The 22889-nt window shown below is 67.8% G+C and carries 31 protein-coding genes; 20 read left to right on the forward strand and 11 right to left on the reverse strand.

Annotated features, from left to right (window positions below):
* Positions 1-143: 143 nt before the first annotated feature.
* The 3 genes from IFU11_RS14745 to IFU11_RS14755 all read left to right on the forward strand — a co-directional run bounded on the left by IFU11_RS14745 (position 144) and on the right by IFU11_RS14755 (position 1695).
* Positions 144-650 carry a GNAT family N-acetyltransferase gene (locus IFU11_RS14745; RefSeq protein ID WP_192019460.1) on the forward strand — a complete coding sequence of 169 codons (507 nt, stop codon included), beginning with the start codon at positions 144-146 and terminating at the stop codon, positions 648-650.
* A 75-nt stretch (positions 651-725) separates the two neighbouring features.
* Entirely contained in the window at positions 726-1262 is a 537-nt protein-coding gene (locus IFU11_RS14750) for an MOSC domain-containing protein (protein ID WP_192019424.1), read from the forward strand.
* A gap of 91 nt (positions 1263-1353) precedes the next feature.
* The gene (locus IFU11_RS14755; protein ID WP_207185356.1) at positions 1354-1695 is read left to right on the forward strand and encodes a hypothetical protein; all 342 of its coding nucleotides are present in this window, start codon (positions 1354-1356) and stop codon (positions 1693-1695) included.
* A 30-nt stretch (positions 1696-1725) separates the two neighbouring features.
* Here IFU11_RS14755 and IFU11_RS14760 read toward each other — a convergent pair whose 3' ends face one another.
* On the reverse strand, positions 1726-1983 hold the full coding sequence (locus IFU11_RS14760; protein ID WP_192019426.1) for a hypothetical protein: 258 nt from the start codon (positions 1981-1983) through the stop codon (positions 1726-1728).
* Between the two features lie 73 nt (positions 1984-2056).
* On the reverse strand, positions 2057-2476 hold the full coding sequence (locus IFU11_RS14765; RefSeq protein WP_192019427.1) for an Lrp/AsnC family transcriptional regulator: 420 nt from the start codon (positions 2474-2476) through the stop codon (positions 2057-2059).
* A gap of 70 nt (positions 2477-2546) precedes the next feature.
* Here IFU11_RS14765 and IFU11_RS14770 point away from each other — a divergent pair, with 70 nt between their 5' ends.
* On the forward strand, positions 2547-3173 hold the full coding sequence (locus tag IFU11_RS14770) for a LysE family transporter (RefSeq protein ID WP_192019428.1): 627 nt from the start codon (positions 2547-2549) through the stop codon (positions 3171-3173).
* Positions 3174-3209: 36 nt separating this feature from the next.
* Here IFU11_RS14770 and IFU11_RS14775 read toward each other — a convergent pair whose 3' ends face one another.
* Together IFU11_RS14775 and IFU11_RS14780 are read right to left on the reverse strand one after the other, a co-directional pair.
* On the reverse strand, positions 3210-3731 hold the full coding sequence (locus IFU11_RS14775; RefSeq protein ID WP_192019429.1) for a tetratricopeptide repeat protein: 522 nt from the start codon (positions 3729-3731) through the stop codon (positions 3210-3212).
* 76 nt (positions 3732-3807) lie between these two features.
* Complete coding sequence (locus tag IFU11_RS14780; protein WP_192019430.1) at positions 3808-4335, reverse strand: GNAT family N-acetyltransferase; 528 nt, start codon at positions 4333-4335, stop codon at positions 3808-3810.
* A 135-nt stretch (positions 4336-4470) separates the two neighbouring features.
* Here IFU11_RS14780 and IFU11_RS14785 point away from each other — a divergent pair, with 135 nt between their 5' ends.
* On the forward strand, positions 4471-5625 hold the full coding sequence (locus IFU11_RS14785; protein WP_192019431.1) for an epoxide hydrolase family protein: 1155 nt from the start codon (positions 4471-4473) through the stop codon (positions 5623-5625).
* Here the strand turns inward: IFU11_RS14785 and IFU11_RS14790 are convergent.
* The 3 genes from IFU11_RS14790 to IFU11_RS14800 all read right to left on the reverse strand — a co-directional run bounded on the left by IFU11_RS14790 (position 5609) and on the right by IFU11_RS14800 (position 8268).
* Positions 5609-6628 (reverse strand): helix-turn-helix transcriptional regulator, encoded by a 1020-nt coding sequence (locus tag IFU11_RS14790; RefSeq protein ID WP_192019432.1) that lies wholly within the window; start codon positions 6626-6628, stop codon positions 5609-5611. The two genes, IFU11_RS14785 and IFU11_RS14790, sit on opposite strands and share 17 nt — an antisense overlap.
* A 73-nt stretch (positions 6629-6701) precedes the next feature.
* Positions 6702-7949 (reverse strand): MFS transporter, encoded by a 1248-nt coding sequence (locus tag IFU11_RS14795; protein ID WP_192019433.1) that lies wholly within the window; start codon positions 7947-7949, stop codon positions 6702-6704.
* 85 nt (positions 7950-8034) lie between these two features.
* The gene (locus tag IFU11_RS14800; RefSeq protein ID WP_192019434.1) at positions 8035-8268 is read right to left on the reverse strand and encodes a LacI family DNA-binding transcriptional regulator; all 234 of its coding nucleotides are present in this window, start codon (positions 8266-8268) and stop codon (positions 8035-8037) included.
* A gap of 26 nt (positions 8269-8294) precedes the next feature.
* On the opposite strand from IFU11_RS14800, the gene IFU11_RS14805 reads away from it, so the two are divergent.
* The 7 genes from IFU11_RS14805 (at position 8295) to IFU11_RS14835 (ending at position 14987) form a co-directional block, all read left to right on the forward strand.
* Complete coding sequence (locus tag IFU11_RS14805; RefSeq protein ID WP_192019435.1) at positions 8295-9077, forward strand: DeoR/GlpR family DNA-binding transcription regulator; 783 nt, start codon at positions 8295-8297, stop codon at positions 9075-9077.
* A gap of 127 nt (positions 9078-9204) precedes the next feature.
* Complete coding sequence (locus IFU11_RS14810) at positions 9205-10416, forward strand: inorganic phosphate transporter (protein WP_192019436.1); 1212 nt, start codon at positions 9205-9207, stop codon at positions 10414-10416.
* An 11-nt stretch (positions 10417-10427) separates the two neighbouring features.
* Positions 10428-10736 (forward strand): hypothetical protein, encoded by a 309-nt coding sequence (locus IFU11_RS14815; protein WP_192004308.1) that lies wholly within the window; start codon positions 10428-10430, stop codon positions 10734-10736.
* A 2-nt stretch (positions 10737-10738) separates the two neighbouring features.
* The gene (locus IFU11_RS14820) at positions 10739-11440 is read left to right on the forward strand and encodes a DUF3349 domain-containing protein (protein WP_192004309.1); all 702 of its coding nucleotides are present in this window, start codon (positions 10739-10741) and stop codon (positions 11438-11440) included.
* Positions 11441-11521: 81 nt separating this feature from the next.
* Positions 11522-12388, forward strand: coding sequence for a zinc-ribbon domain-containing protein (locus IFU11_RS14825; protein WP_192019437.1), 867 nt, complete (start codon positions 11522-11524; stop codon positions 12386-12388).
* A 132-nt stretch (positions 12389-12520) separates the two neighbouring features.
* On the forward strand, positions 12521-13990 hold the full coding sequence (locus IFU11_RS14830; protein ID WP_192004311.1) for an MFS transporter: 1470 nt from the start codon (positions 12521-12523) through the stop codon (positions 13988-13990).
* A complete protein-coding gene (locus tag IFU11_RS14835; RefSeq protein WP_137242552.1) occupies positions 13983-14987 on the forward strand; it encodes an alpha/beta hydrolase in 1005 nt (334 codons plus the stop codon). The genes IFU11_RS14830 and IFU11_RS14835 overlap by 8 nt, the downstream gene beginning before the upstream one ends.
* Here the strand turns inward: IFU11_RS14835 and IFU11_RS14840 are convergent.
* Positions 14982-15803, reverse strand: a complete 822-nt coding sequence (locus IFU11_RS14840) for a sulfite exporter TauE/SafE family protein (RefSeq protein ID WP_192019438.1) — start codon at positions 15801-15803, stop codon at positions 14982-14984. The two genes, IFU11_RS14835 and IFU11_RS14840, sit on opposite strands and share 6 nt — an antisense overlap.
* A 107-nt stretch (positions 15804-15910) precedes the next feature.
* Here IFU11_RS14840 and IFU11_RS14845 point away from each other — a divergent pair, with 107 nt between their 5' ends.
* From IFU11_RS14845 to IFU11_RS14870, 6 genes are all read left to right on the forward strand, one after another.
* On the forward strand, positions 15911-16192 hold the full coding sequence (locus IFU11_RS14845; protein ID WP_079704757.1) for an ArsR/SmtB family transcription factor: 282 nt from the start codon (positions 15911-15913) through the stop codon (positions 16190-16192).
* Between the two features lie 112 nt (positions 16193-16304).
* The gene (locus IFU11_RS20325; protein ID WP_079704758.1) at positions 16305-16601 is read left to right on the forward strand and encodes a hypothetical protein; all 297 of its coding nucleotides are present in this window, start codon (positions 16305-16307) and stop codon (positions 16599-16601) included.
* A gap of 118 nt (positions 16602-16719) precedes the next feature.
* Positions 16720-17073 carry a hypothetical protein gene (locus IFU11_RS14855; RefSeq protein ID WP_079704759.1) on the forward strand — a complete coding sequence of 118 codons (354 nt, stop codon included), beginning with the start codon at positions 16720-16722 and terminating at the stop codon, positions 17071-17073.
* A 268-nt stretch (positions 17074-17341) separates the two neighbouring features.
* Positions 17342-17794 carry a VOC family protein gene (locus IFU11_RS14860; RefSeq protein ID WP_192019439.1) on the forward strand — a complete coding sequence of 151 codons (453 nt, stop codon included), beginning with the start codon at positions 17342-17344 and terminating at the stop codon, positions 17792-17794.
* A 73-nt stretch (positions 17795-17867) separates the two neighbouring features.
* Positions 17868-18071 (forward strand): hypothetical protein, encoded by a 204-nt coding sequence (locus tag IFU11_RS14865; RefSeq protein WP_192019440.1) that lies wholly within the window; start codon positions 17868-17870, stop codon positions 18069-18071.
* Between the two features lie 153 nt (positions 18072-18224).
* Complete coding sequence (locus IFU11_RS14870; RefSeq protein WP_191940273.1) at positions 18225-18779, forward strand: GNAT family N-acetyltransferase; 555 nt, start codon at positions 18225-18227, stop codon at positions 18777-18779.
* Here the strand turns inward: IFU11_RS14870 and IFU11_RS14875 are convergent.
* Together IFU11_RS14875 and IFU11_RS14880 are read right to left on the reverse strand one after the other, a co-directional pair.
* Positions 18741-19205 carry an NUDIX hydrolase gene (locus IFU11_RS14875; protein ID WP_191940274.1) on the reverse strand — a complete coding sequence of 155 codons (465 nt, stop codon included), beginning with the start codon at positions 19203-19205 and terminating at the stop codon, positions 18741-18743. The genes IFU11_RS14870 and IFU11_RS14875 overlap by 39 nt on opposite strands.
* Before the next feature lie 394 nt (positions 19206-19599).
* Positions 19600-20031, reverse strand: a complete 432-nt coding sequence (locus tag IFU11_RS14880; RefSeq protein WP_191940275.1) for an ester cyclase — start codon at positions 20029-20031, stop codon at positions 19600-19602.
* Positions 20032-20108: 77 nt separating this feature from the next.
* On the opposite strand from IFU11_RS14880, the gene IFU11_RS14885 reads away from it, so the two are divergent.
* Both IFU11_RS14885 and IFU11_RS14890 read left to right on the forward strand, forming a co-directional pair.
* Complete coding sequence (locus IFU11_RS14885) at positions 20109-20606, forward strand: MarR family winged helix-turn-helix transcriptional regulator (RefSeq protein WP_191940276.1); 498 nt, start codon at positions 20109-20111, stop codon at positions 20604-20606.
* An 8-nt stretch (positions 20607-20614) separates the two neighbouring features.
* Positions 20615-21583, forward strand: coding sequence for a zinc-binding alcohol dehydrogenase family protein (locus IFU11_RS14890; protein ID WP_244631823.1), 969 nt, complete (start codon positions 20615-20617; stop codon positions 21581-21583).
* A gap of 93 nt (positions 21584-21676) precedes the next feature.
* Here IFU11_RS14890 and IFU11_RS14895 read toward each other — a convergent pair whose 3' ends face one another.
* Positions 21677-22786 (reverse strand): amidohydrolase family protein, encoded by a 1110-nt coding sequence (locus tag IFU11_RS14895; RefSeq protein WP_244631824.1) that lies wholly within the window; start codon positions 22784-22786, stop codon positions 21677-21679.
* Between the last annotated feature and the right edge of the window lie 103 nt (positions 22787-22889).

A 22889-nucleotide genomic window follows, 5' to 3' on the forward strand; every position in this document is an offset into this window, starting at 1 on the left:
CGGGGTGGTCACCTCTCAGCCTCATCATTCGCGTCGCCCTGAGCTGGCGGGAAACAGACGTCGCATCGGGGTGGTCGAGTGCGCCCGGCGGCGACTACCGTTGACGGGTGTTCACCGTGATCAACCTCGCCGACGGCGTCGACATGCGGCCCTTGGAGCTCGGCGATGCGAAGGAGCTCGCTGCGGCGTACGCGCGGAACCGCGACCATCTGGCCCCATGGGAGCCGGCTCGATCCGACGAGTTCTTCACCGAAGCCGGGCAATCGGCGGACCTCACCAGCAAGCTCGCGTCGAGCGCCGCCGGGAGCGGATACTCCCTTGGCCTGTTCGACGGCTCGACCATCGTCGGCAGGTTCAACCTGTCAGGGATCGTCCGCGGCCCGTTCCAGAACGCCGGGTTGGGCTACTGGGTGGATGTGGACTACGCGGGTAAGGGCCTCGCGACGGCCGCCGTGCAGGCGATCGTCCGGGTGGCGCGCGACGACCTCGGCCTGCATCGGGTCGAGGCGAGCACCCTGCTGCACAACCACGGTTCGCAACGGGTGCTCCGCAAAGCCGGGTTCGAGCACATCGGCATGGCGCCGTCGTACCTGCGGATCGCCGGGACCTGGCAGGACCACAACCTGTACCAGGTGATCCTGCACCGCTGAGTGTCCCGGCTCGCGCGCCGGGACATGAGTATCAGGGACTTCCGTCGGTCCTGTTCCCCCGTGCACACTGGGGTGATGACAAACGCCCGTGTCGTCTCGGTCAGCAGCGACGATGAGCACCGTTTCTCCAAGCCGCGACGGGACGCGATCACGCTCGTCGCCGGGCTGGGTGTCGAGGGAGACGCGCATTTCGGTGCGACGGTGCAGCATCGATCCCGGGTGAGACGCGATCCCACGCAGCCCAACCTCCGGCAGGTCCACCTCATCCACCAGGAGCTGTTCGCGGAGGTGGACGCCGACCTCACCCCGGGTGAGCTGGGCGAGAACATCACCACCGAGGGGCTGGACCTCCTCGACCTCCCCGCGGGTGCAGTGCTCCGACTCGGAACCGATGCCGTCGTCGAGGTGATGGGGCTTCGGAATCCGTGTGTCCAGATCGACCGCTTCGAACCGGGCCTGCTCAAGCAGGTCGTCGGTACGGACGCAGAGGGGCGCACCGTCCGCAAGACGGGAGTCATGGGCGTCGTACTCGTCGGTGGCGTTGTGCAGCCAGGTGATCCGATCTCCGTGGAACTGCCGGACGGAGCCCTCGAACCCCTCGCGCCGGTGTAGAGACAGGCCGCGGTAGCGTGATCACACCGTCCGTGCTCGATCGGGGCTCCGGTCAAGACAGGTGGAGGATGCGTTCGTGAAGCGGTATGCATTGGTCGTGCCGATCTCCGCCTGGATCTGGGCGAGGACGTTCTTGGCCGTCTGCATACTCCTGGTCATCGCGGGTGTTTCCAGTTCCATCATGCTGGTGGTCGGAGCTGCGTGGGATGTTCCCTTCGCCGCAACGGTCATCCTGATCGTCGTGAGCTACGCCGTCGAAGCGGCGTTCAAGCGAGCAGATCAGCGGGAACGCCGCGCGGGCTACACGACGCTCAGGCTCAAGTATCAGGAGTTCGACCAGGTCGACCCGCGGACCGGGATCGTCGTCCGGCCGGTAGGCGAGCCGTTCCTGTCGCACGCTGAATGGGAGGCCCGCGCCCAGCGCGCTCGCTGAACTGTCGCGGGGAGATGGGGCATCGCTGAGTTAAATGGCGTCGTCCTCGTCATCGACCCACTCGCGCGCGGTCGTCATCGTGACGGCGTGCGTGTAGCCGTTCAGCTCCTTGAAGAACTCCGCGGCGTTGTAGGTGTCTCCGATCGACCTGACGCACCATGAACCGTCGTCCAGCTTCACCATCATGAAGATCGCCTCGGCCTGTGTGCCCTCAGGGAGCGGAGCGGCAGTCAGATCGCCGACCAGGTCCCGCAACGGCACATACGGTCGCTTCTCATCCGTGGACATGACGGCTCCTCCTCTTCGCTGGACGGTCAATGCGATGGTATCTGCGCCGGCAGGACGGATTCGGGTTTCGGGTCTACCGGAGCGCCAGCCGCGTCTGCGTGTGGGTCGCCCCTCCGTCGTTCTTCATGCTGCGGAGGAGGCGGTCGAGGGCGGCGGTGCCGGCGACACGGATGTGGACGAGGTAGTCGTAGGCGCCGGTGACGTGCACCGCGTCTCTGATCTCGGGGATCCGACGGGTCCACTCCAGGAACTCCTCCGACTTGCGCGAGGGGTCGAGTCGGACGTCGATGAACGCCTCCAGGCCGTCCTCGGCGACCGGGGCATCGGAGCCGAGGATCGCGCGGTACCCGGTGATGACGCCGCTGTGCTCCAGGCGACGCACACGGGCCGCCGTCGCATTCGTGCTCAAGCCGATCTGGCGACCGAGCTCACTGAACGAAATCCTCGCGTTCACCTGGAGCACGTCGATGATTTCACTGTCGAGATCGTCCATGCGACACAGTATGCCGTCTCACTGCCAGAACGCACCGTCGCTACCGTCGCGCTGCGCCAGAGTCGTCGGCATGGATGTCCTCCTCGCTCTCTTCGCCGGTTCCGTCGCCGGCCTCGCGCTGGCTGCTCCGCTCGGTGCGATCGGGATCCTGCTCCTGCAGGAGGGCATCACGCGCGGGTTGCGCAGTGGACTGCCTGCTGCCGTCGCCGTGGCGACGGTGGACGTGGCGTACTGCTCGGCCGCCGTCGCTGCCGGTGCGCTCGCCGGTCCCATCGTGAGCGGCTGGTCTCCCTGGCCGCAGCTCCTCGGTGGTGTCGCCGTCATCGCGCTCGGAGCGCACGGTCTCCTGCAGGGCCTCCGTGCGAAGCCGTCAGCAGGGGAACGGTCCGCTGAGCGCTCGGGCACCGCGCGTCAGCGCTACCTGCTCTTCCTCGGCCTGACGGCGATCAACCCGGCCACCCTCGTGTACTTCGCGGCGATCCTGACCGGGCTGGCCGAGTTCACGGAGTCAGGGTCGACGGCGGTCGCCTTCATCGCGGGTGTCGGGCTCGCATCCTTCGGCTGGCAGGCGCTGCTGGTCGCGCTCGGAGCCGGACTCCGGCGCAGGACGGGCGCGTCGTTCCGGAAGTGGACGGCCATCGTCGGCAACGGTCTGATCGTCGCATTCGGGGTTGTCCTCATCGTCCAGGCGGTGTGAAGACGTGAGGCCGATGGTCTGGGGGCGTCGGCGCCGTCAGTCCTCCGTCGTGGACCGGGGCTCCTCGTCCAGTGACCGGAGGTACTCGGCGTTGCCTCGCAGGGACGGCTTGTAACGCGTGAGCTCAGCCGCGTCGACGTGCTCGGCCAGGAGTTCGAGGAGGCTCGACAGCGCGGCGTTCGACCGCCCGGAGGCGTGGAGGGTGAGGGCTTCGAATGCTCCGAGCGCGACTGACCCCGGGAACTCTGCACGCGCCCGTGCGAAGACCTCCAGCGACTCATCGATCCGGTCGAGGTTGCGGAGGGTGCTTCCGTACTGGAGGTAGCAACGGCGACGAATGTCTCCCGCCAGGCCGCTCTCCATGGCCCGCTCGTAGAGGTCGAGCGCCCTCGCCTCCTCGCCCGCGGTGTCGTAGGCGCCACCGAGCTCGTAGAGGACTCTCGGGTGGTGAGGGTGCTCGTCGTAAATGGGCAGCAGCGCTTCGATGGTCGGACCCATGTCAGCCCGGTCTCGAGCCGCGAAGATGCTGTCGAGCTGTGCGTCGAGCGTGTGCGTCATGGTCGATTCTCCGGGAGCGATCGGGCTGGATTCGGTGGAGACAGGCTATCGGGCGCGCCGAACCGGACCCTCGGCTTCAGGAGAGATCGTCGTGAGTCGGCGATTCCCAACGGACCTCGCCGTCCTCGATGCTCGATGTCGGACGGAGGTCTTGGCGGTGTGCCACCCGCTGAGACGCAGTGTGCTCCGGATGGATGTGCGCGGTGAGCCGGGTGACCCCTCGAGCGTGCAGCCAACCGATCAGGGCGGCCGTCGCTTCGGAGGCGAAGCCTTGGCGTTGGTGGGCTGGATCGACGACCCACGCGATCTCGGCCAGCGTGTCCTGGCCCTGGGACGTCACGGTGGCCTGGACGAACCCGATGAGCGCGCCGGTGTCGTGCCGCCTCGCGATCCAGTTGAACCAGGCTTGCGAGCCGTCGGCCGGCCCGCGGATCTGGGCGGCATATCGAGTGGAGAGTGCGTCGAGCGTCGGCGGCTCTCCGCCGGTGAACGTGTACAGGGAGGGGTCGGAGAGGACGTCGACCATCGACGGGGCATGGTCGAGCGACAACGGCTCCAGCGTGAGGCGCTCGGACACCAGCGGTTCGATCACAGGCCATGGCATGAATCGAGCATCGCACTCATCGCTGTCCGTCGCGTCGTGCATCTCAGCCGAGGACAGGTCGTGTCCTCGTTCGTTCCTATCGTCGCTCCTGTGACGTGGCTCGCTCGAGCCCGCACGCGATGGAGGGAACCTGTGATGCACGCCGATATCCAGCCGTTTCGAATCGACATCCCCGCGAGTGCGGTGGACGAGCTCGGACGCCGGCTCAGGGAGACACGGTTCCCACCGGCCCTGCCGGGCGACGACTGGGCGACGGGAGTTCCGGTCGGCTACCTCCGCAGACTGGTCGCCTACTGGGCTGAGACCTTCGACTGGAGGGCGCAGCAGGCGGCGTTGAACGAGTTCCCGCAGTTCACGACGGTGATCGACGGGCAGACCATCCACTTCCTGCACGTCCGCTCGTCGGTGGAGGGGGCGCTGCCGCTGGTGCTGACGCACGGCTGGCCGGGCTCGTTCGTCGAGTTCCTGGACCTCGTCGGCCCGCTCACCGATCCGGAAGCGCACGGACGGGACGCCGCAGACGTTTTCGATGTGGTCATCCCCTCCCTGCCCGGATTCGGATTCTCGAGCCCGGTCGCCGAGGGTGGATGGGATGCGGCTCGTATCGGACGGACCTGGGCGACGCTCATGGAACGGCTCGGCTACGAACGGTACGGCGTGCAGGGCGGGGACATCGGGGCTGCCGTGTCGCCCGAGGTCGCGAGAGCGGCACCGACGCGCGTGGTCGGTGTGCACGTCAACGGCTCGATGGGCATGCCGTTGGGAGCTCCAAGTGAAGCGGACCTCGCCGCCTTCGCCCCGCTGGAGCTCGACCGTCTCGGGCGGGTTCAGACCTTCATGCAGGACGAGTTCGGCTACATCGCGATCCAGTCCACGCGCCCCCAGACGATCGCGGCGGGGCTCGCCGACTCACCGGCCGGCCAGCTGGCGTGGATCATCGACAAGTTCCAGGCGTGGACGATGCCCCGCGAGGCGCTCCCGGAGACGATCATCGACCTCGATCGCATCCTGACCAACGTGTCGCTGTACTGGTTCACCGGGACGGCCAGCACCGCCGCGTACATCGGATACGCGCAGCATTCGGCGTGGGGAGCGGTCAGCGAACCGTCCGGCGTTCCGACGGGCGCGATCATGTTCGCGCACGACGTCGGGATCCGCCGTTACGCCGAGCGCGAGAACACCATCACGCGGTGGACCGACGTCACCGACCGCGGCGGCCACTTCGCCGCCCTCGAAGAGCCGGCGCTCCTCATGGACGATCTGTCCGAGTTCTTCAGGCCGCTCCGGTAGCACTGGGCGGGTCGGCCTGCTGGTTCGGCCCGCCCGAGCTGGGCCGGCCGGCTCGGTGTGCTTGCTCGGCCACCCGGTCGAACGCGTTGCGCAGCTCGTCGGGTTCGACGACTTCGACGTCGGCCTGCATCAGCAGGAGCCATCTGGCGATCGCGTCGTAGCTGTCTGCTCCCGCGCGCACCACCGTGACCTCGGGGGACTCGGCTTGGACGGATCCCCAGGCCGGAGCGACCCACCGCCGCACCGCTTCGCTCGGGGCGTGCACGCGGACGGTGGCGCTGACCTGTTGCCATCCGAGCTGGAGCCGTCGCGTGACCCAACCCTCGAGGTCCGCGTCGGGGAGGACCCGCGTCCTGGCCGGCAGCTCGGACACCACGAGGTCGGAGATCCGGTCGACGCGGAACGTGCGCCAGTCGTCGGCGTCGATGTCGAAGGCCACGACGTACCAGCGCCGCACGGTGTTGACCAGGGCGCGCGGCTCGACCCGGCGCGGTCTCGAGTCGCCGTCTCGCCCGGTGTACCGGAACTCTACTCGACGTCGGAGCAGACACGACCTCGCCAACTCGCCGAGGAGACCGATGTCGACCGCCGGGTGATCGATCGGATCCAGACCGTCCACCGGGGCATCGACGGTGACCTCCGCCACCGCGTCGAGCACCCAGCGCACCCGGGGTGGCAGGGACGCAGCGACCTTCTCGAGCGAGCTGGTGGCGAGGGTCTGGTCGGCGTCCTCCTTCCACCGCCGAAGCGCGAGCGCGCACGCGAGTGCCTCCTCGGTCGACAGGAAGATCGGTGGGAGCACCGCACCGGTCTCGATCGAGTACCCGCCGTCGATGCCCAGGCGCGTGTCGATCGGGTAGCCGAGATCGCGGAGCCGGGCCACGTCTCGACGCACGGTCCTGGTCGTCACCCCGAGGTCGCGCGCGAGGCGCTCGCTGGCCACGAACCCGTTGCGCTGGAGCATCCCCAGCAGCTCGAACGTTCGCGACGTCGTATCCCACATGGACCCATCATCCTGCGGCGCGAGGACTCGCGCTGTCCGCCGGTGTCCGGACGGGGGTGACCGTCCTGGGCGCTCAGCGGTGACGCGTCGAGAGGACCCGGGCGAAGAGCAGCACGAGCAGACCAGCGGCGGGGACCACTATCAGTCCGAATCGGAGTGCCGTGGCGTCGGCGATCGCCCCGACGAGGGGCGGGGACAGGAGGAACCCCAGCCGCAGGAGCCAGCCGATGATGGTCAGCCCGCTGCCGGGGCGGAAGCCGGGGATCTCATCGGCGTTCTGCATGGCCGAGGGGATGAGGGTGGCGACACCGAAGCCCGCGATACCGAAGCCGATGATGGTGCCGATGACGCTCGGGAAGGCGAGCGCAGCACCCATGCCGACGAGGACGAGGACACCGCCACCGCGGGCCATCGTCCGCTGGCCGAACCGGTCGGTCATGCGGTCGCCGAACACGCGCCCGACGAATTGCATCCCCTGCAGTGAGATGAACCCGAGACCGGCGACGAAGGCGGATGCTCCGAGGCTGTCGGAGAGGTAGATCGCGGACCAGGAGCTCCCCGCGTCTTCGACGATGGCCCCGGCGGAGGCGATGGCGACGAGGGCGAGCAGGACGCTGTAGCGAGCCACGAGGCCGAGGGCCTTCGGCGCATCCGTCGGTGTGGCGCCCGATTCCGGCCGGCTGTCGCCATTCGAGTTCAGCATGGTCTCGGCGCCGAGGTCCGGTTCGGCGCCGGTCAGGAGCCAGCGGTAGGACAGCAGGGCTGCCATCCCGAACAGCCCGCCGGAGATGGTCAAGTGGATCAGCAGGGGTACCTCGAGTTGCGCGGCGACGGCGCCCATCGCGCCTCCGGTCACGGCGCCCACGGACCAGACGGCGTGGAACGAGTTGATGATCGACCGTCCGTAGAGACGTTGCACGCGAAGGCCGTGCGAGTTCTGCGCGACATCGGTGATGGAGTCCATGGCGCCGGCCAGGAAGAGGGCGAGGGCGAGGATGAGCCAGCCGGGCGCGACTCCGGTGAGCAGCAGTCCGGCGGCAGTGACGAGCGTCGCGGCGATGGCGACACGGGAGGAGCGGAAGCGGCGGATGAGGAGTCCTGCGCTGAGCCCGGCGATGAGCGCACCCAAAGGGTAGGCGGCCACCGCGGCGCCGAAGGCGGCGTTGGTCAGGTCGAGATCCGCCTTGATCTGCGGGTACCGCGGGAGGATGTTGGCGATCAGTGCGCCGTTCGTGAAGAACAGGACACTGACGGCGACTCGAGCGTGTCGGGCGTCCAGGGACGCGGACGGTGGCGTGCTCCGGAGAGAGGACGTGGTCATGGGGCTGTTCCGATCTGGAAGGGCGGTCGGGTGCGGTGACACGGAATGGGCTTGGACGGGCGTTGTCGAACCGGGTGGTGCGGCTTCAGGACATCGGCCCGGGTCTGGGCGTCTTGCGGCGTGCAAGCGCGGCTGCGGTCTCATCAGGGGTCCATCCAGAGGAGTCGATGGCTTCCAGCACCCGCGCTCGCGTCGCAGGTGTGACGAGGTCGACTCCGTTGAGCACTCGCGAAACGGTGGAGTGCGAGACGCCCGCCAGGCGAGCGACATCCTTGATGGTGATCGGACGAGGCGAGTTTTGAACATTCACAATGTTCATTCGAACACATCGGGTACGATATGTCCATGCAGATGGAAGTCCGGCACCGCGAGATCCTCGATGAGCTCCGTCGCTCCGGCCGCGTCCAGGTCGACGAGCTCGCCAAGCAGTTGAGCACGTCGGCGATGACCGTCCGACGCGACCTCGAGCATCTTGCCGCGGTCGGTGCGTTGCGGCGGGTCAGGGGTGGTGCTGTCGGGACCGCCCTGCATGGGGAGGGGCTGCCCTTCTCCGTTCGAGCGGTCGATGACGAAGGACTGAAGGCGCGGCTTGCAGCTGCAGCTGTGGCCTACATCGACGACGGTGAAGCGGTGGTCGTCGACAGTGGAACCACGGGGGCCGCCGCAGCCGCCGAACTCGCCCACCGTAGGGTGACAGCGATGCCACTGTCGGTGCAGGGCATCGCCGCGTTGTCGTCCAGTCAGACGGTCAGTCTGGTCCTCTCGGGTGGAACCGTGCGCGGCGCGGAGGGGACGATCGTGGGGCCCATCGCGGAGCGGACCATCGCTTCACTCCGCTTCGACACGGCCATCCTGACCTGCTGTGCAGCTGATCCGTCGGCCGGCGTGACGGCGTTCGACCTGGGCGACGCCGCGATCAAGCAGGCGATCATCGCGTCGGCGGCGCGCGTCATCCTGATCGCGGAAGGGTCGAAGTTCTCCCTCCGCTCCATGGCCATCGTGTGTGCGCTCGAAGACGTCGACGTCCTCGTCACCGACGCTTCGGCCCCTCCTGCGGTGCTCGATCGACTGCGTGCCGCCGGCGTGGAGGTCGCGGTCGTCGAGGACGCCGATCATCCGACGTCCTAGCGGGCCAGGAGGCCGATGACCGACTCGCTCGCCATGGAGGGAGTCGGCTTCCACGGAACGTGAACAACGGGTGAATCCGCCCGCTCACCCGTTGTCGATCCAGCGATCGAGGAGCAAGCTCGTCGCCGTGGACCCCATCATCCTGCTCTCGCTCGTCGTGATCACGGCGCTCGCCTTCGACTTCACCAACGGCTTCCACGACACGGCGAATGCGATGGCCACCTCGATCGCCACCGGTGCGCTGCCGCCGAAGGTCGCGGTCACCCTCTCGGCGGCGCTGAACCTCGTGGGCGCGTTCCTGAGCATCGAAGTCGCGCTCACCGTCACGAACGCGGTCGTGAAGATCCAGGACTCGTCGGGAGCTCCCGATCCGGCGCTGCTGGAGGGCGGCGGCTCGGCGCTCCTGCTGATCGTGCTCGCCGGGCTCATCGGTGGCATCATCTGGAACCTGCTCACCTGGCTGCTCGGTCTTCCGTCGAGCTCGTCGCACGCGCTCTTCGGCGGGCTCATCGGCTCGACGCTCGCAGGCCTCGGCCTGAACGGCGTGAACTGGGCCGGTGACGGCTCGAAGCTCGACGGCGTCGTCGGCAAGGTCATCCTCCCGGCGCTCATGTCGCCGTTGCTCGCCGGCGCGGTGGCTGCGATCGGCACCTGGCTCGTCTTCCGCGTCATCGGCAACCTCGCCCAGGGGCGGCTCCACCGCGGCTTCCGGATCGGGCAGATCGGCAGCGCGTCGCTCGTCTCGCTCGCCCACGGCACGAACGACGCACAGAAGACGATGGGCGTCATCACCCTCGCGCTCATCGCTGCCGGCGGCTGGGACGACACCGAGTCGGTCCCACTCTGGGTGAAGCTCGCCTGTGCCCTCGCGATCTCGCTCGGCACGTACATCGGCGGGTGGCGGATCATCCGCACCGTCGGCAAGGGCATCGTGGAGTTGAACACACCGCAGGGCATGGCCGCCGAGAGCTCCTCCGCCGCCGTCATCCTCGCCTCGAGCCACCTCGGCTTCGCCCTCAGCACCACGCACGTCGCGACCGGATCGATCCTCGGCTCCGGGGTCGGACGGCCAGGTGCGCAGGTGCGCTGGCGGGTGGCCCTGCGGATGGTCGTCGCCTGGATCATCACCCTCCCGGCCGCCGCGCTCATGGGCGCGGTGATGTGGTGGGTCGGTCACCTCGCGGGCGGGGCGATCGGCGGAATCCTCATGGTCGCGATCCTCGTGGGTGTCGCGCTCGCCATCTACCTGCGGTCGCGCCGCGACAGCATCGGATCCCACAACGTGAACGACGACTGGCAGGACGCCCCCGCCCGCTCGTCGCAGAAGACCGCAGCGTAAGGACGTCGGACATGTTCATGCTCTTCCTCGAAGCCGCCGCCCAGGTGGCCGTCATCGCGCTCGTGCTCGGCGCCGGGCTTCCCGCGCTCTTCGCGCTGGGTGTCCGCTCGTTCGCGGTCGCCGGAGGCGCCGGGTCCGACGACCGGAGCGGGTCGGCCGCGCCGACGATCCCGTCGGCGCTCCTCCGGGCCATCGGCGTGCTGTGCTTCGCCGTCGTCGTCGCCGCAGTGCTGGTCGGACTCACGATCATCGTGGCCACCGGTCTGGGGCAGGAGGTCAACTTCGACCACGTGTTCCCGACCTTCACGCCGAAGGACTGAGGATGTCATCCGAGAACGGGACAGACCTCACCGCCCACGGGTCCGGTGTGGTGGCGCGTGTCGTCGGCTGGCTCCGCGCCGGATACCCGACGGGCGTGCCCGAGCACGACTACGTGCCGCTGCTCGGCATCCTCCGACGGAGCCTCACCCCCGAGGAGCTGGACCAGGTCGTCGAGGGACTGCTCGTCGAGGCGGAGAACGCCGATGCGAGCGGTGAGCCGGTCGGCCACGATCGTCTGCGGGCGCGTGTCGAACAGCTCCTCCTCGGTCCGGCGCTCCCGGAGGACCTCGTCCGCGTCTCCGCCCGGCTCGCGAGCGCGGGCTGGCCGCTCGGCAGCCCGGACGACGTCCGCGCGGTGGCGACTGACCAGGACGACGCCGGTCGGGATGCGCGCGCGACCCTCCTCGAGGAACGCGGAGGGCTGGTCGCCCGCATCGTGCGCTGGCTCCGAGCCGGGTATCCCGCAGGATTCCCCGACCAGGACTTCGTCCCGCTCGTGGCGCTCCTCCGTCGGCGGCTGAGCGACGCCGAGGTGGCCGAGGTGGGTGCGCGCCTCGCGGCCGAGGGCGACACGTCGCTCAGTCGGGTCGACGTCGCCACCGCGATCGCGCGGGTCACCGCGGAGCTGCCGAGTGACGAGGACGTGGAGCGTGTCCGCCGGTCGCTCGCCGACCACGGGTGGCCGAGCGACTTCGCGGTCTGAAGGTCGAGTCGGGGCGCCGGGGTGACGACCACTGCGTCCTCAGTCGTGGCCGGTGTCGGGGGCCCGTCGTAGGTTCGGCTCGTGCCGGAACGTGTGGAAGCGTGGTGGGCCCGCCGTCAATGGTCGAAGGGCCTCGACACGCCGTACCCGGTGGGCGCGTACCGGCAGGCCTGGGCGTCGTTCCCAGCGCTGTGGCGTCAGTACCATGCGGATCTCAACGCCGGCATCGTCCTGAGCCAGGTGCCGCCCGCGGCCGACGTCCTGCTGCAGTGGCAGTGCGACCGGGGGCACCGGTTCGTCGCAACGCCGGCCGAGCAGCGCTCGCGGCCCGGCCGCGAGCGTCGCCGCAGCGCGTGGTGCCCGGAGTGTTCCGACGAGGCCGATCCGTCGAGGGTCGTCGCACTGCCGATGCGGGAGTCGGTGACCGATCCGGTGCCCGCAGTCGCCGGGATCGTCCGGGAGCGTCGTGCGCGCCCGAAACCGTCGCTGTGCGAGAAGACCCCTGACCTGCCGGTGGGGGAGGCCTTCTCGTCTGTGTGCGCGCCGAAACCGGCGTCCGCTGTCGAGGCCCAGCTGCGCGCGGACGTCCATGAGCGGCTGGCGCTGACGGAGGGACTGAACGCGGTGCGAGTGCAGCGTCCGTTCTTCCAACACCTGGAGGTGTGGCCCGACCTGGTCTACCCGGAACTGCGCATCGCCATCGAGTACGACAGCATCGGCCGGCACGGCCTCGAGCACGTCGGACGCCGCGAGGAAGTGGATCGACGAAAGGACCGCGCGTTGCGGTCCGCCGGCTGGGAGGTGGTCCGCCTTCGCACCGGGAAGCTCGAGCCCCTCGGGCCCTTCGATCTCCAGCTCTCGTCGTGGAACCGACGCGCGCTCGACCGGTTGGTCGATACGCTCAGGGCCATCCGGGGTCCGTTCATGGTCGACGCGTATCTGCGCTGATCCGCGAGCGCCACGAGAGGGCGATGATGAGGTACCCTCGTCGCAGAGGGAAAAATCCCGTCGTGCTTCGGCCGGCGGAAACGCACAAGCGTCTCGTGGGAGTCGCCACTTCTTCATCGAAGGAGTGCGCCCATGCTCGAACCCTCAACCTCCACGGCTGTCGAAGACTCGCCGCCACGCCTCCGCGACGCGTGGGTCGCGCTGGCCGGCCTCTCGGGCGTGTTCCTGTTCGAGATGCTCGACAACTCCGTCCTGAACGTCGCGCTCCCGACCATCGGCCGTGACCTCACCGCTTCAACCGCGTCACTGCAGTGGGTGTCGGGCGCGTACTCGGTCACGTTCGGCGGACTGATGTTGCTCTTCGGTGCGGTCGCCGACCGGTTCGGTCGGCGTCGGGTCATGCTCGTCGGTCTGACGCTGCTCGCCGTCGTCAGCGTCTTGACCGTGTTCGTGGGCTCGGTGGAGCAGTTGATCGCCGTACGCGCCCTGATGGGCGTCGCCGCGGCGATGACGACTCCGGGATCGATGGCGTTGGCGTTCCGCCTGTTCGACCGGGACGACCTGCGTGTCCGCGCGCTGACGGTCATCTCGACCGCTGGGCTGGTCGGCCTCGCCGCCGGGCCGACGATCGGCGGCTTCGTGCTCGCCGTGGCGCCGTGGCAGGTGCTCATCGTCGCCAACGCCCCGATCGCGGTGATCGCCTGGATCGGGATCCGCGCCGGGATCGGTGCCGACGAGTGGTCGCACCTTCACCGAGACCGGATCGATGTGCTCGGCGCTGCGCTCGGGACCGCGACCGTCGTCGGCGTCCTCTTCACCCCGACCCTGTTCGTCGCCGGCACCGACGTCCCTGCGGCCTGGGGCGCGGCTGCGGCAACGGTGACCGCCGCGATCGGCTTCGTCGTCAGGGAGCGCACCGCCCGCCACCCGTTGCTGGATCTTCGTCTCGTGGCTCAGCCGCTCGTGGCCTCCGGCTTGGCGTACAAGGCCGCCGCCGGGCTGGCGATGGCCGGCTTGTCGTACCTGGCGACCCTGCAGCTGCAGTTCGCCTGGGGGTGGCCGCCGGCCTTGGCCGCTGTCGCGATGCTCCCGCAGGTCGTGGTGCTCTTGGCGAGCGGTCGCTTCGTCGGCCCGTTCGTGCACCGCGTGGGACTCGATCGTGCGGCATGGATGAGCGCCGCCGCGGTCGTCTCGGGGCTCGCCGTGTTCGCGCTGCTGAGCCGGTTCGGCTACCCGTGGGTGCTCGTCGCACTCATCCTCGTCGCCGCCGGGATGCGGGTGGTCGGAGCCGTCGCCGGCAACAACGTCCTTCGCGGGCTTCCCGCGGACCGCACGTCCATCGGTGCGGCCCTGGTCGACACCGCGAGCGAGATCGCCACCGCTGTCGGGATCGCCGCGACCGGGACGATCCTCGCTGCGGTCGTCGGCGGCGGCATCACGACCGAGTACTTCACCCCGGCCCTCGTCGCGTCGTTCCAGCAAGCGATCCTCATTGCGGGATCGACCATCGCCGTCCTCGCTGCAGCCCTCGTGGCTGTCGGTGTCCTCCGTTCACATCACGTCCCATCTCAGCCCGCAACCCAGGAGCCATCCCATGTCTGACCTCATGCCCCGTCCCCCGTTCGATCCCGAACTCACCCCCTTCCTCGCCGCGCTCGAGGCGCGCGGGCCGTTCAGGCTGACGACCGAGATGCTGCCGCGGATGCGCGGCCTCGACACGACCGAGGAGGCCCTCGACGAACGGCTGCGCTCGCGCGGGTTCGAGCGGCGCTCCCTCACGGTGCCCGGCCATCTCGGGGATCCGATCACGCTCGCTGTCGTCCAGCGGATCGGGCGCTCCGGCGCGACGACGGCGGTCTATACGATCCATGGCGGAGGGATGATGTTCGGTCATCACCTCGGCAACCTCGAGTCCTACGACGACTGGCTCCTGAACGACCACGACGTCGTGCTCATCAGCGTCGACTACCGCCTCGCCCCCGAGTACCCCGACCCGTACCCGGTCGAGGACTGCTACGCCGGACTCGTCTGGGTCGCGGAGCACGCGGATGAACTCGGTATCGACCCGGACCGCATCGTGATCGCCGGGCAGAGCGCTGGCGGCGGGCTCGCGGCCGGCACCGCCCTGCTCGCCCGGGACCGCCGTGGGCCGGCCCTCTTCGGGCAGATCCTCGTCTCGCCGATGCTCGACGATCGGGATGCCACCGTGTCGACGATGCAGATCGACGGGGTCGGGGTCGCAGATCGGCAGATGACCCGGTTCGGCTGGGAGGCCTATCTCGGACACCGTCGCGCCGGTGAGGACGTTTCCATCTCCGCCGCGCCGGCGCGGGCGACCGATCTCACCGGGCTTCCGCGCACCTACCTCGACTGTGGCAGCGCCGAGGTGTTCCGTGACGAGACGGTCGCCTTTGCCAGTGCGATGTGGGCTGCGGGTGGCGACGCGGAACTGCACGTCTGGCCGGGGGCGTTCCACGGCTTCACGAGCATGGTGCCGAGAGCCGCCATCTCGCGGGCCGCCATCGCGGCCCTGGCCGACTGGACGAGGCGACTGCTCGGAACACCCGCCGGCGAGGTCGCTCTGCCGGGTGCATCATGAACCGGTGAACTGCACCACGGTGTCCCAGGCCAGCTTCACGATGAGGATGGACAGGGTCACCAGGAACACGATCCGCACGAAGCCGCTTCCGTGTTTCGTCGCCATACGGGCGCCGATGAACCCTCCGGTGACGTTCATGACGGCCATGGCGAGACCGAGCGCGAGCAGGACCTCGCCATGCACCCCGTACACGACGAGAGCGGCGAGGTTCGTGGTGAGGTTGGCGATCTTCGCGTTGACGCTGGCTTGCAGGAAGCCGTACCCGAGCACGCCGACGATGAGGATGACGAAGAACGAACCCGTTCCCGGTCCGAGGATGCCGTCGTAGAAGCCCACCAGCAGCCCGATCAACGCCGCCCGCCAGGCGACGGCGGTGGCGCGGTCATGGCGGGGTTCGTGGTGCAGGCCCATGGTCGGCTTGAAGAGGGTGTACAGCGCCACAGCGATCACGGCCACGAGCACGATGGGCGTCAACACGTCGCGAGGGACGTACCGCGACAAGGCTGCACCGACGGTCGACCCGGCGTATGCGCCGGCGACGAGGGGCACCAGAAGCACGAACTGCACCCTGATCTTGCGCAGGTACACCCAGCTCGCCGACAGGGTGCCGAAGAACGATGACAGCTTGTTCGTACCCAGGATGAAGGGGGTCGCGACATCGCTCGGTACGGCGATGACGAGCGCGGGCAACTGGATGAGTCCGCCGCCGCCGACGACCGCGTCGACCCAGCCGGCCACTCCCGCCGCGACGAGGAGGAGGACGAGCGCAGCCACCGAGACGGGGAGCCATTCGGCGATCAGCGGTCCATCGAGCACAGTCGCCCAGCCTAATCGTCAGAGTGATGATCCATCGGGCGGACGTCGAACGGGGTCTTCGAGGGTTCAGGCGATCCTGATGCATTCACATCTGCTTATATGTATAGATGAACGAGGATCTCGAACCCGCTGCCGAGTTGTTCAAGGCCCTGTCCTCCTCCTCGCGGTTGCGGTTGCTGCGCATCCTGGCCGCCGGCACGTCCACGGTCGGTCAGCTCGCCGAGCAGAGTCAGTTGTCGCAGCCGTTGGTCTCGCAGCACCTGCGGACGCTGCGATCAGCCGGCCTGGTCTCGGTGCAGCGGATCGGCCGAGAGGCGCACTACGACGTCGCTGACGTGCACGTCTCGCACATCGTCGACGATGCCGTGCAGCACGCCCTCGAGGGATAGCGAGAACCACTATCGATTAGCTGCATGTATTGCAATTCGCTTATGAATGAGATGTACTGATGACGCGTCGCCGCCCGTCGCGACATCCGATCTCTTCCTTCGAAAGGCAATCATGAGCACGACTGACATCCACGCCGAGCACTCCGTCACCGAGCACGAGCACGGAACGGACTGCGGCCACGAAGCCGTCCAGCACGACGACCACACCGACTACGTGCACGGCACGCACCACCACGCTCTGCACGACGGTCACTACGACGAGCACGAGAGCGTCGCCGAGCACACCGTCGCCGACCACGAGCACGGTGCGGCGTGCGGTCACGACGCCGTCGACCACGACGGTCACGTCGACTACGTGCACGACGGCCACCAGCACGCGGCGCACGGCGAGCACTACGACGAGCACTGATCACTCGTCGTCGTACGACGCACGAGGGGGCCGGCTTTCGAGTCGGCCCCCTCGTGCCGTCCGGGGGGGGTGTTCGGCCCGTCAGTCGTTGTTCCTGGTTGGCCGCTACGCTCGCTGCATGGAACCGGACTGGATCGAACATCGGCGCTCGGAGGACCGAGAGCGGCTGGGGTGGATGAAGCCTGTCGGTGAGGGGTTCGTCGTCATCGATCTCCTGGGGCGTCAGCGAACCGATGCGCTGGACTGGTTCCATGCCGAGGAGGCGCTCGACGAGATCGGCATGGGCTATCTCGCCGACCCGCACGAGCTTCGTCTGGAGGACGGCTCCTGGTTGCGCGTCCGGATCGCAGAGGTCTCGACCGCAGGGATCCGGGTGAAGAAGGACGATTGGGGTGACATGACCGCCACGCAGCTGTACTACGAGGTCTCCTTCCCCGTGACCGAGGACCAGCTGCGACCACTGCCGCGCTGAGCGCCGCATCGGTACGGTGTCTCCCGCTCACTCACGACCAGGGGTCGACCGCGATTGTTCGTGGATGTGGTGTGCTTGAACGTCCGGTGGCTGCTGTCCACCACATGAAGGCGTGAATCCGTGCGCGGACGTTCCGTCGTGACCACAGGCGTGCGCTGCTCGAGCCCCTTCGCGTCGGATGACTCTTGACGTCGTCGAGCATCCTCGCCATCATTCGAGTGCGATCGACGGCGACGAGCCGCCGGCACCCTCGAGAGAGACGGCCCCGATGTCCACCATGATCTTCGTCAACCTGCCTGTCAGCGACCTGGCCCGGTCACGGGTGTTCTTCGAGGCGCTCGGGTACTCGATCAACGAGGGGTTCAGCGACGAGAACGCGATCAGCGTGGTCATCAGCGACACGATCACGGCGATGCTGCTCACGCGGGAGTTCTTTGCGGAGTTCACGAGCAAGTCGATCATCGACGCCACCACCTCCACCGAGGTGCAGCTCGCTCTCAGTGCCGAGAGTAAAGACGACGTCGATTCGATGTTCGAAAAGGCCATCGCGAGCGGGGCTACACCTGCAGGCGAGCAGGACCATGGCTTCATGTACTCGAAGAGCTTCGACGACCTCGACGGCCACCACTGGGACTTCGTCTGGATGGACCCGGAGGCGGCCGCAGGCGGTGCGCCCGAGATGACCGTCGAGGAGATGCGGGCGAACACGACGCACAGCTGAGCGCCTTGATGAGAGGATCGTCCAGCGGAGACGTCTGACGCGGATGCTCAAACGAACACCGGAGAGGCCACTCATGACCACCACACGCGGGCGCATGCTGCAGCGGCGGATCGCCGCTTGGATCACTGTCCTCGGACTGCTGCCAGCGTTCCTCGTTTCAGTCACCACGGCCATGGGGGGAGGCAGCGCTGAAGGCTACATTCTCAGTGCGGTGTTCTTCGTGATCGGCCTCGCCGGGCTCATCTGGTGGGCCATCCTTCGACGCTCGACAGACTGACCCGAGCTCGTCGAGTCCGCCGGCTCAAGCCCTGCAGGTGTTGGCGTCCCGTGGGCGACTCATGCCAACCTGGCATCGGATCGAGAGAGCAGGCGACATGTCGAAGCGTATTGGGAAAGCTCGATGACGGGTGGGTTGGAGCCTGCGTCGCGCATGGGCGATCGGGTGCAGTTGAAGATTCGTCGGGCCGTTCCGGCGGACGCAGGTGCGGTGCTGGCACTCTTCGATGCAGCGATCGCCTGGTTCGTGCGGATCGGCAACACACGGCAGTGGGGTACCGAACCTGCATCTGGGCAGGAGCGCTGGATCACGCGTGTCGAGCAGTGGTGTGCCTCATCCGATGCCTGGGTCGCCGAGCATCCCACGGTCGGCGTCTGCGGAGCGCTCGTGCTGGGCGAGGCGCTCGAGTACGTGCCGGCCGCCACCGAGCCGGAGGTCTACGTCCGCGTGTTGATCGGCTCGCGCGACCCGCGGGTGAAGGGCACCGGTCGCCGATTGCTGGCATTCGCCGAGGAGCGCGCGCAGGCCGCCGGGGTCGGTCGCATGCGGGTCGACTGCTACGCGGGAGGCTCGGGGGATCTCGTACGGTTCTATGAGGCCGCTGGCTATGAGCGTGACGTGACGTTCACGGTCGGCGACGGGGCTGAAGCGTGGCCGGGCCAGGTGTTGTCACGGCGAGTCCATGTGGAGAACGACCTGGCGCGATGAGGCCGCGAGTGCCGGGGAACGGAGGAGGCGCGTGACACCTGCCGGGTAGAAGGGGTGATCGGTCTCGCTGATCGACACCCACCGAACAGGACTTCCCTCGTCCAGGACGTGGAGTCGGGCGTCGAGCGGGATGGCGTCGATCTCGGCCGACTCGACGGCGAAGATGTGAGCGATCTCATGGCCTGGCTCACCCTCGTATTCGAAGATGTTCTCCGCAACGTCGAGCAGGGTCACGTGGCCCAGAGTGACGCCGAGCTCCTCGACGAACTCTCGGCGCAGGGCGGCTTCAGCGGTTTCACCGAACTCGATGCCGCCCCCGATCGCGCGGTGGAAGGCCTGGTTCTTCACGGTGTCCACGCCGTTCAAGACGAGTACGTGACCGTCTCGGATGGGAAGGCCGACGGTGATGTTTCGAATCGAGGGCATGTCGTCGACTCTACGACGAGCCCGTAGCGGGACTTGGAGCGGATGACGGGAATCGAACCCGCGCTATCAGCTTGGGAAGCCGAAGTTACCAACTGTCGGCTCACTGGAGCTCACTGGAGCGAAGTTCCGCGTGATGTCGGGGGAGTGTGAGACACGGTTGGACCTGGTGTGTTCGAATTTCGGGTGAGAAAAGCGGGAACACCGCGGTGGTGACTGAGCGGCGCAAGTTGAGGGAGCTCATGACGATGAGACGGCACTTCGCTCCTGGGGCGTCGCGTGTGCATAGTCATAGTTATCGGTACGGACTCGGGACGGTCGTCCGCGGGTTCCGGCGCGCTATGGGAGCCCCTTGCCTCAAGCTCTCGTACTCGCGACGCAAGGGGGGTTCGGCGCCCTACTCGGCTCCGGGACTGTGAGACGAAAGCGCCCCGATCTGCCCGAGCAGTCCCGCCAGGTCTGGCTGTCCGACTTCGTCGACGATCAGCCCGTTGGTGAAGCGGTAGAAGTTGGTAGCGTGCACGGCGACCTTCCGTCCGGTCGGAGGATTGCCGAGGAACTCGCCGTCGTGCGTGCCGCAGAGTTCGAAGCGTGCGGCGACGACGTCTCCCTCGGTGACCAGCCGGTCTATCCTCCACTGGATGTCGGAGAAGCCACTCCGCATGATCGACAGGATCTGCAGGTACCCGTCGAGGCCCCGGAACGGTTCTGAAGAGAACGGCGTGAGGAACTCCGCGTCGGGCGAGATGACCTCCCGACCGATCAATGGATCTGCGGTGTTGATGAAGTCGACAAACCGGTGCAGAGCAGTTCTGGGGTCGGTGGTCACGAAGATCCAATCGTCGAGGGGCGCGGTGCGGTGGAGCAACTACTTTACATGTCAAGTAACCCGGCTAGAGTGGAGGTATGCGTGCGAACCCGGTAACCGTCCTCGATACGGCCGCTCCAGAGACAGGCGGAAGCGAGCGATCGGCTCGTGCCCGTGAATACTTCGCGGCCCTCGTGAGGCACGAGACCAATCTGTGGAACCTGGTCGAGAAACGGATGCGCGGCGAGGGGGTGTTGAGTCTGGCGCGTTTGGAAGTGTTGCGGGTCATCGAGGCGTCGCCGGCCGGCGCACGCGTGCAGGATGTCGCGACCGGCGTCGGGACATCGATCGCCGCATCCAGTCGGCTCCTCGATCGTCTTGCGGCCGACGGTCTCATCGAGCGTTCGCCGGACCCGACCGACCGCCGCAGCGTGCGGAGCGCGCTCTCGGCCCAAGGACGCGACGCGTACAACACCACGCAAGAACGGTTCACGCAGGCTCTGGACAGCGTGCTGACCGGCGCTGACACCGAGGCGATGACCATCGGAATCGCAGCGCTGGGACGGGTGCAGGCCGCGTTGGAGGTTGCGAGATGACTCGGTGGATGCGGGCCGTGGTCATCGAGGCCCCGGGCGGACCAGAGGTTCTGCAGCTTCGTGACATCCCGATACCCACTCCCGAGGCAGGTCAGGTGCTGATCCAGGTTCAGGCCTTCGGGCTGAATCGGTCCGAGCTGCACTTCCGACGTGGGATGGGCGACTTCGGAAGCTTCCCGCGCGTGCCTGGGATCGAGGCGGTGGGAATCGTGGAGGCAGCGCCCGGCGGAGAGTACGAAGTCGGTACCCAGGTCGCCGCGCTCATGGGAGGGATGGGTCGTGACTTCGACGGCGGCTATGCCGAGTACACCCTCGTCCCGGCCGGCAATGTCCTGCCTTTCGTCAGCACCCTCGAGTGGGCAACCCTCGGTGCGATCCCCGAGATGCTGCAAACCGCGCACGGGTCGCTCACGGTGGGCGTGGGCGCCCGTCCGGGCGACACGCTCCTCATCCGGGGTGGCACGTCGTCGATCGGACTCGCATGTATCGTCCTGGCGAAGGGCCAGGGCATGACCGTCATCGCCACCACCCGAAACCCCGACCGTGCCGAGCTGCTGCACCGCACCGGCGCCGACCATGTCGTCATCGACACAGGCAACATCGCCGCGGACGTCCGCGCGATCATCCCGAGCGGTGTTCACGGCGCCGTCGAGCTCATCGGTACCGACACGCTGCCCGACACGCTCCGAGCCACCGCCGTTCACGGAACGGTGTCATTCACCGGGATGCTCTCCGATGTCTGGACCATTCCGGACTTCTACCCGATGGATGTCATTCCCAATGGGGTCCGCCTCACCGCATACTCCGGTGAAGCCAGCGACCTTCCCTCTCCGGTGCTGCAGGAATTCCTGGAGGCGGTGGCAGCCGGCACCGCGCGAGTGCCCATTGCACAGGTCTATTCGCTCGAGGACATCGTGCAAGCCCACCGCGACATGGAACACGGTACGCACTCAGGCAAGCTCGTCGTCACCACCTGATCGCCGAGCGAAAGCAGGCACGACGGAACAAAGATCCGCTGGGCGATGATGCAGATGCGCCCGCTCGTATGCGCGTTTCGACGGCGTCGCGGACTATGTCGCCAAGCGGGGGAAGAGTCGCTCAGCAGCGGAGCGGTGCACCGCGCCGAGCCGTTCCGCACCTGGGCCGTCGTAGGTGGCCAGCGAGTGGTCGAAACGGGCGCTCCAGTCTGGGTGCGCGTAGGGGAAATCGCTGCCGTAGAGGATGTGGCCGGGTTCCGCGAATGTCAGAAGCGACGGCAGTGAGGTGGGGGTGGCAGAGAGGGCGGTGTCGAAGTAGAACTTACGAAGGCCCGCTTGGATGCCCTCAGGCGTCGTGCCGGGGTTGAACGTTGCGGCGGCGCTGAATCGATCTGCAGCGTAGGGCAGGAAACCGCCTGCGTGTGACAGGATCACGCGGAGTTCCGGATGCCGGTCGAACACCCCGTGCGCGACGAGGTCCAAGGCAGTGCGGGTCGTGTCGAATGGGAAGTCCAACAGCGCAGTGGGCATTCCGGGCAACTGCTGGATCGGCGGTGCCGTGGGATGCACGAACACCACGGCCGAACGCGCGGCGAGCTCGGTCCACAACGGCTCGTACGCGGGATCGCCGAGGTAGCGCCCGTGCGCGTTCGACAGGAGGAGCACGCCGTCGGCATGGAGCTCGTCGAGGGCCCGTACGGCTTCGGCGACTGCGCCGTCGAAATCCGGCAGCGGCAGCACCGCGAAATGTCCGAAACGGTCAGGGTGTTCTCTGACCAGCTCGGCCTGGTAGTCGTTCAGCTCGCGGGCGAGGTCGCGGGCAGCGGCATCGTCACCGAAATGCACACCGGGTGCGCTGATCGACAGGATCCCTGTCTCAATGTCCTTCTCGTCCATCATGGCAATCGCCGATTGAGGGTCCCAATCAGGCATCAGCCATCCGCCGACGGCCCGCGGACCTGTGCGCGCCGCTGTGCCACCGCTTTCAGCCCACGGATTCCATTGCGCGGACCCGCCAGCCACGGCCTGCGCCCCGGCTCCGCTCCCTGCCATCAGATCTCCCGCCGCCGCCAGTGCCTCCAGGTAGCGAGGCGGAAGCAGGTGCTGGTGGACATCGATCTTGCCCGGCATGGTGACACCCTTCATGTGTTCTCGGCGACGCTGTTCGGTTGCGCCCGACTTGGCGAACCTGTTCTTTGACATTCGTCAAGTAGATGACGAGTGTACGTCTGTCACGGAACTCCGGCAAGGCCCCTCCGGCCGCGAGCTCCAGGGCCCCGACGAACCGGCTTGTGCAGACGCTGCA

It is taken from the genome of Plantibacter sp. CFBP 8804 (genome assembly GCF_014841225.1).
Classification (GTDB): Bacteria; Actinomycetota; Actinomycetes; order Actinomycetales; family Microbacteriaceae; genus Plantibacter; species Plantibacter auratus.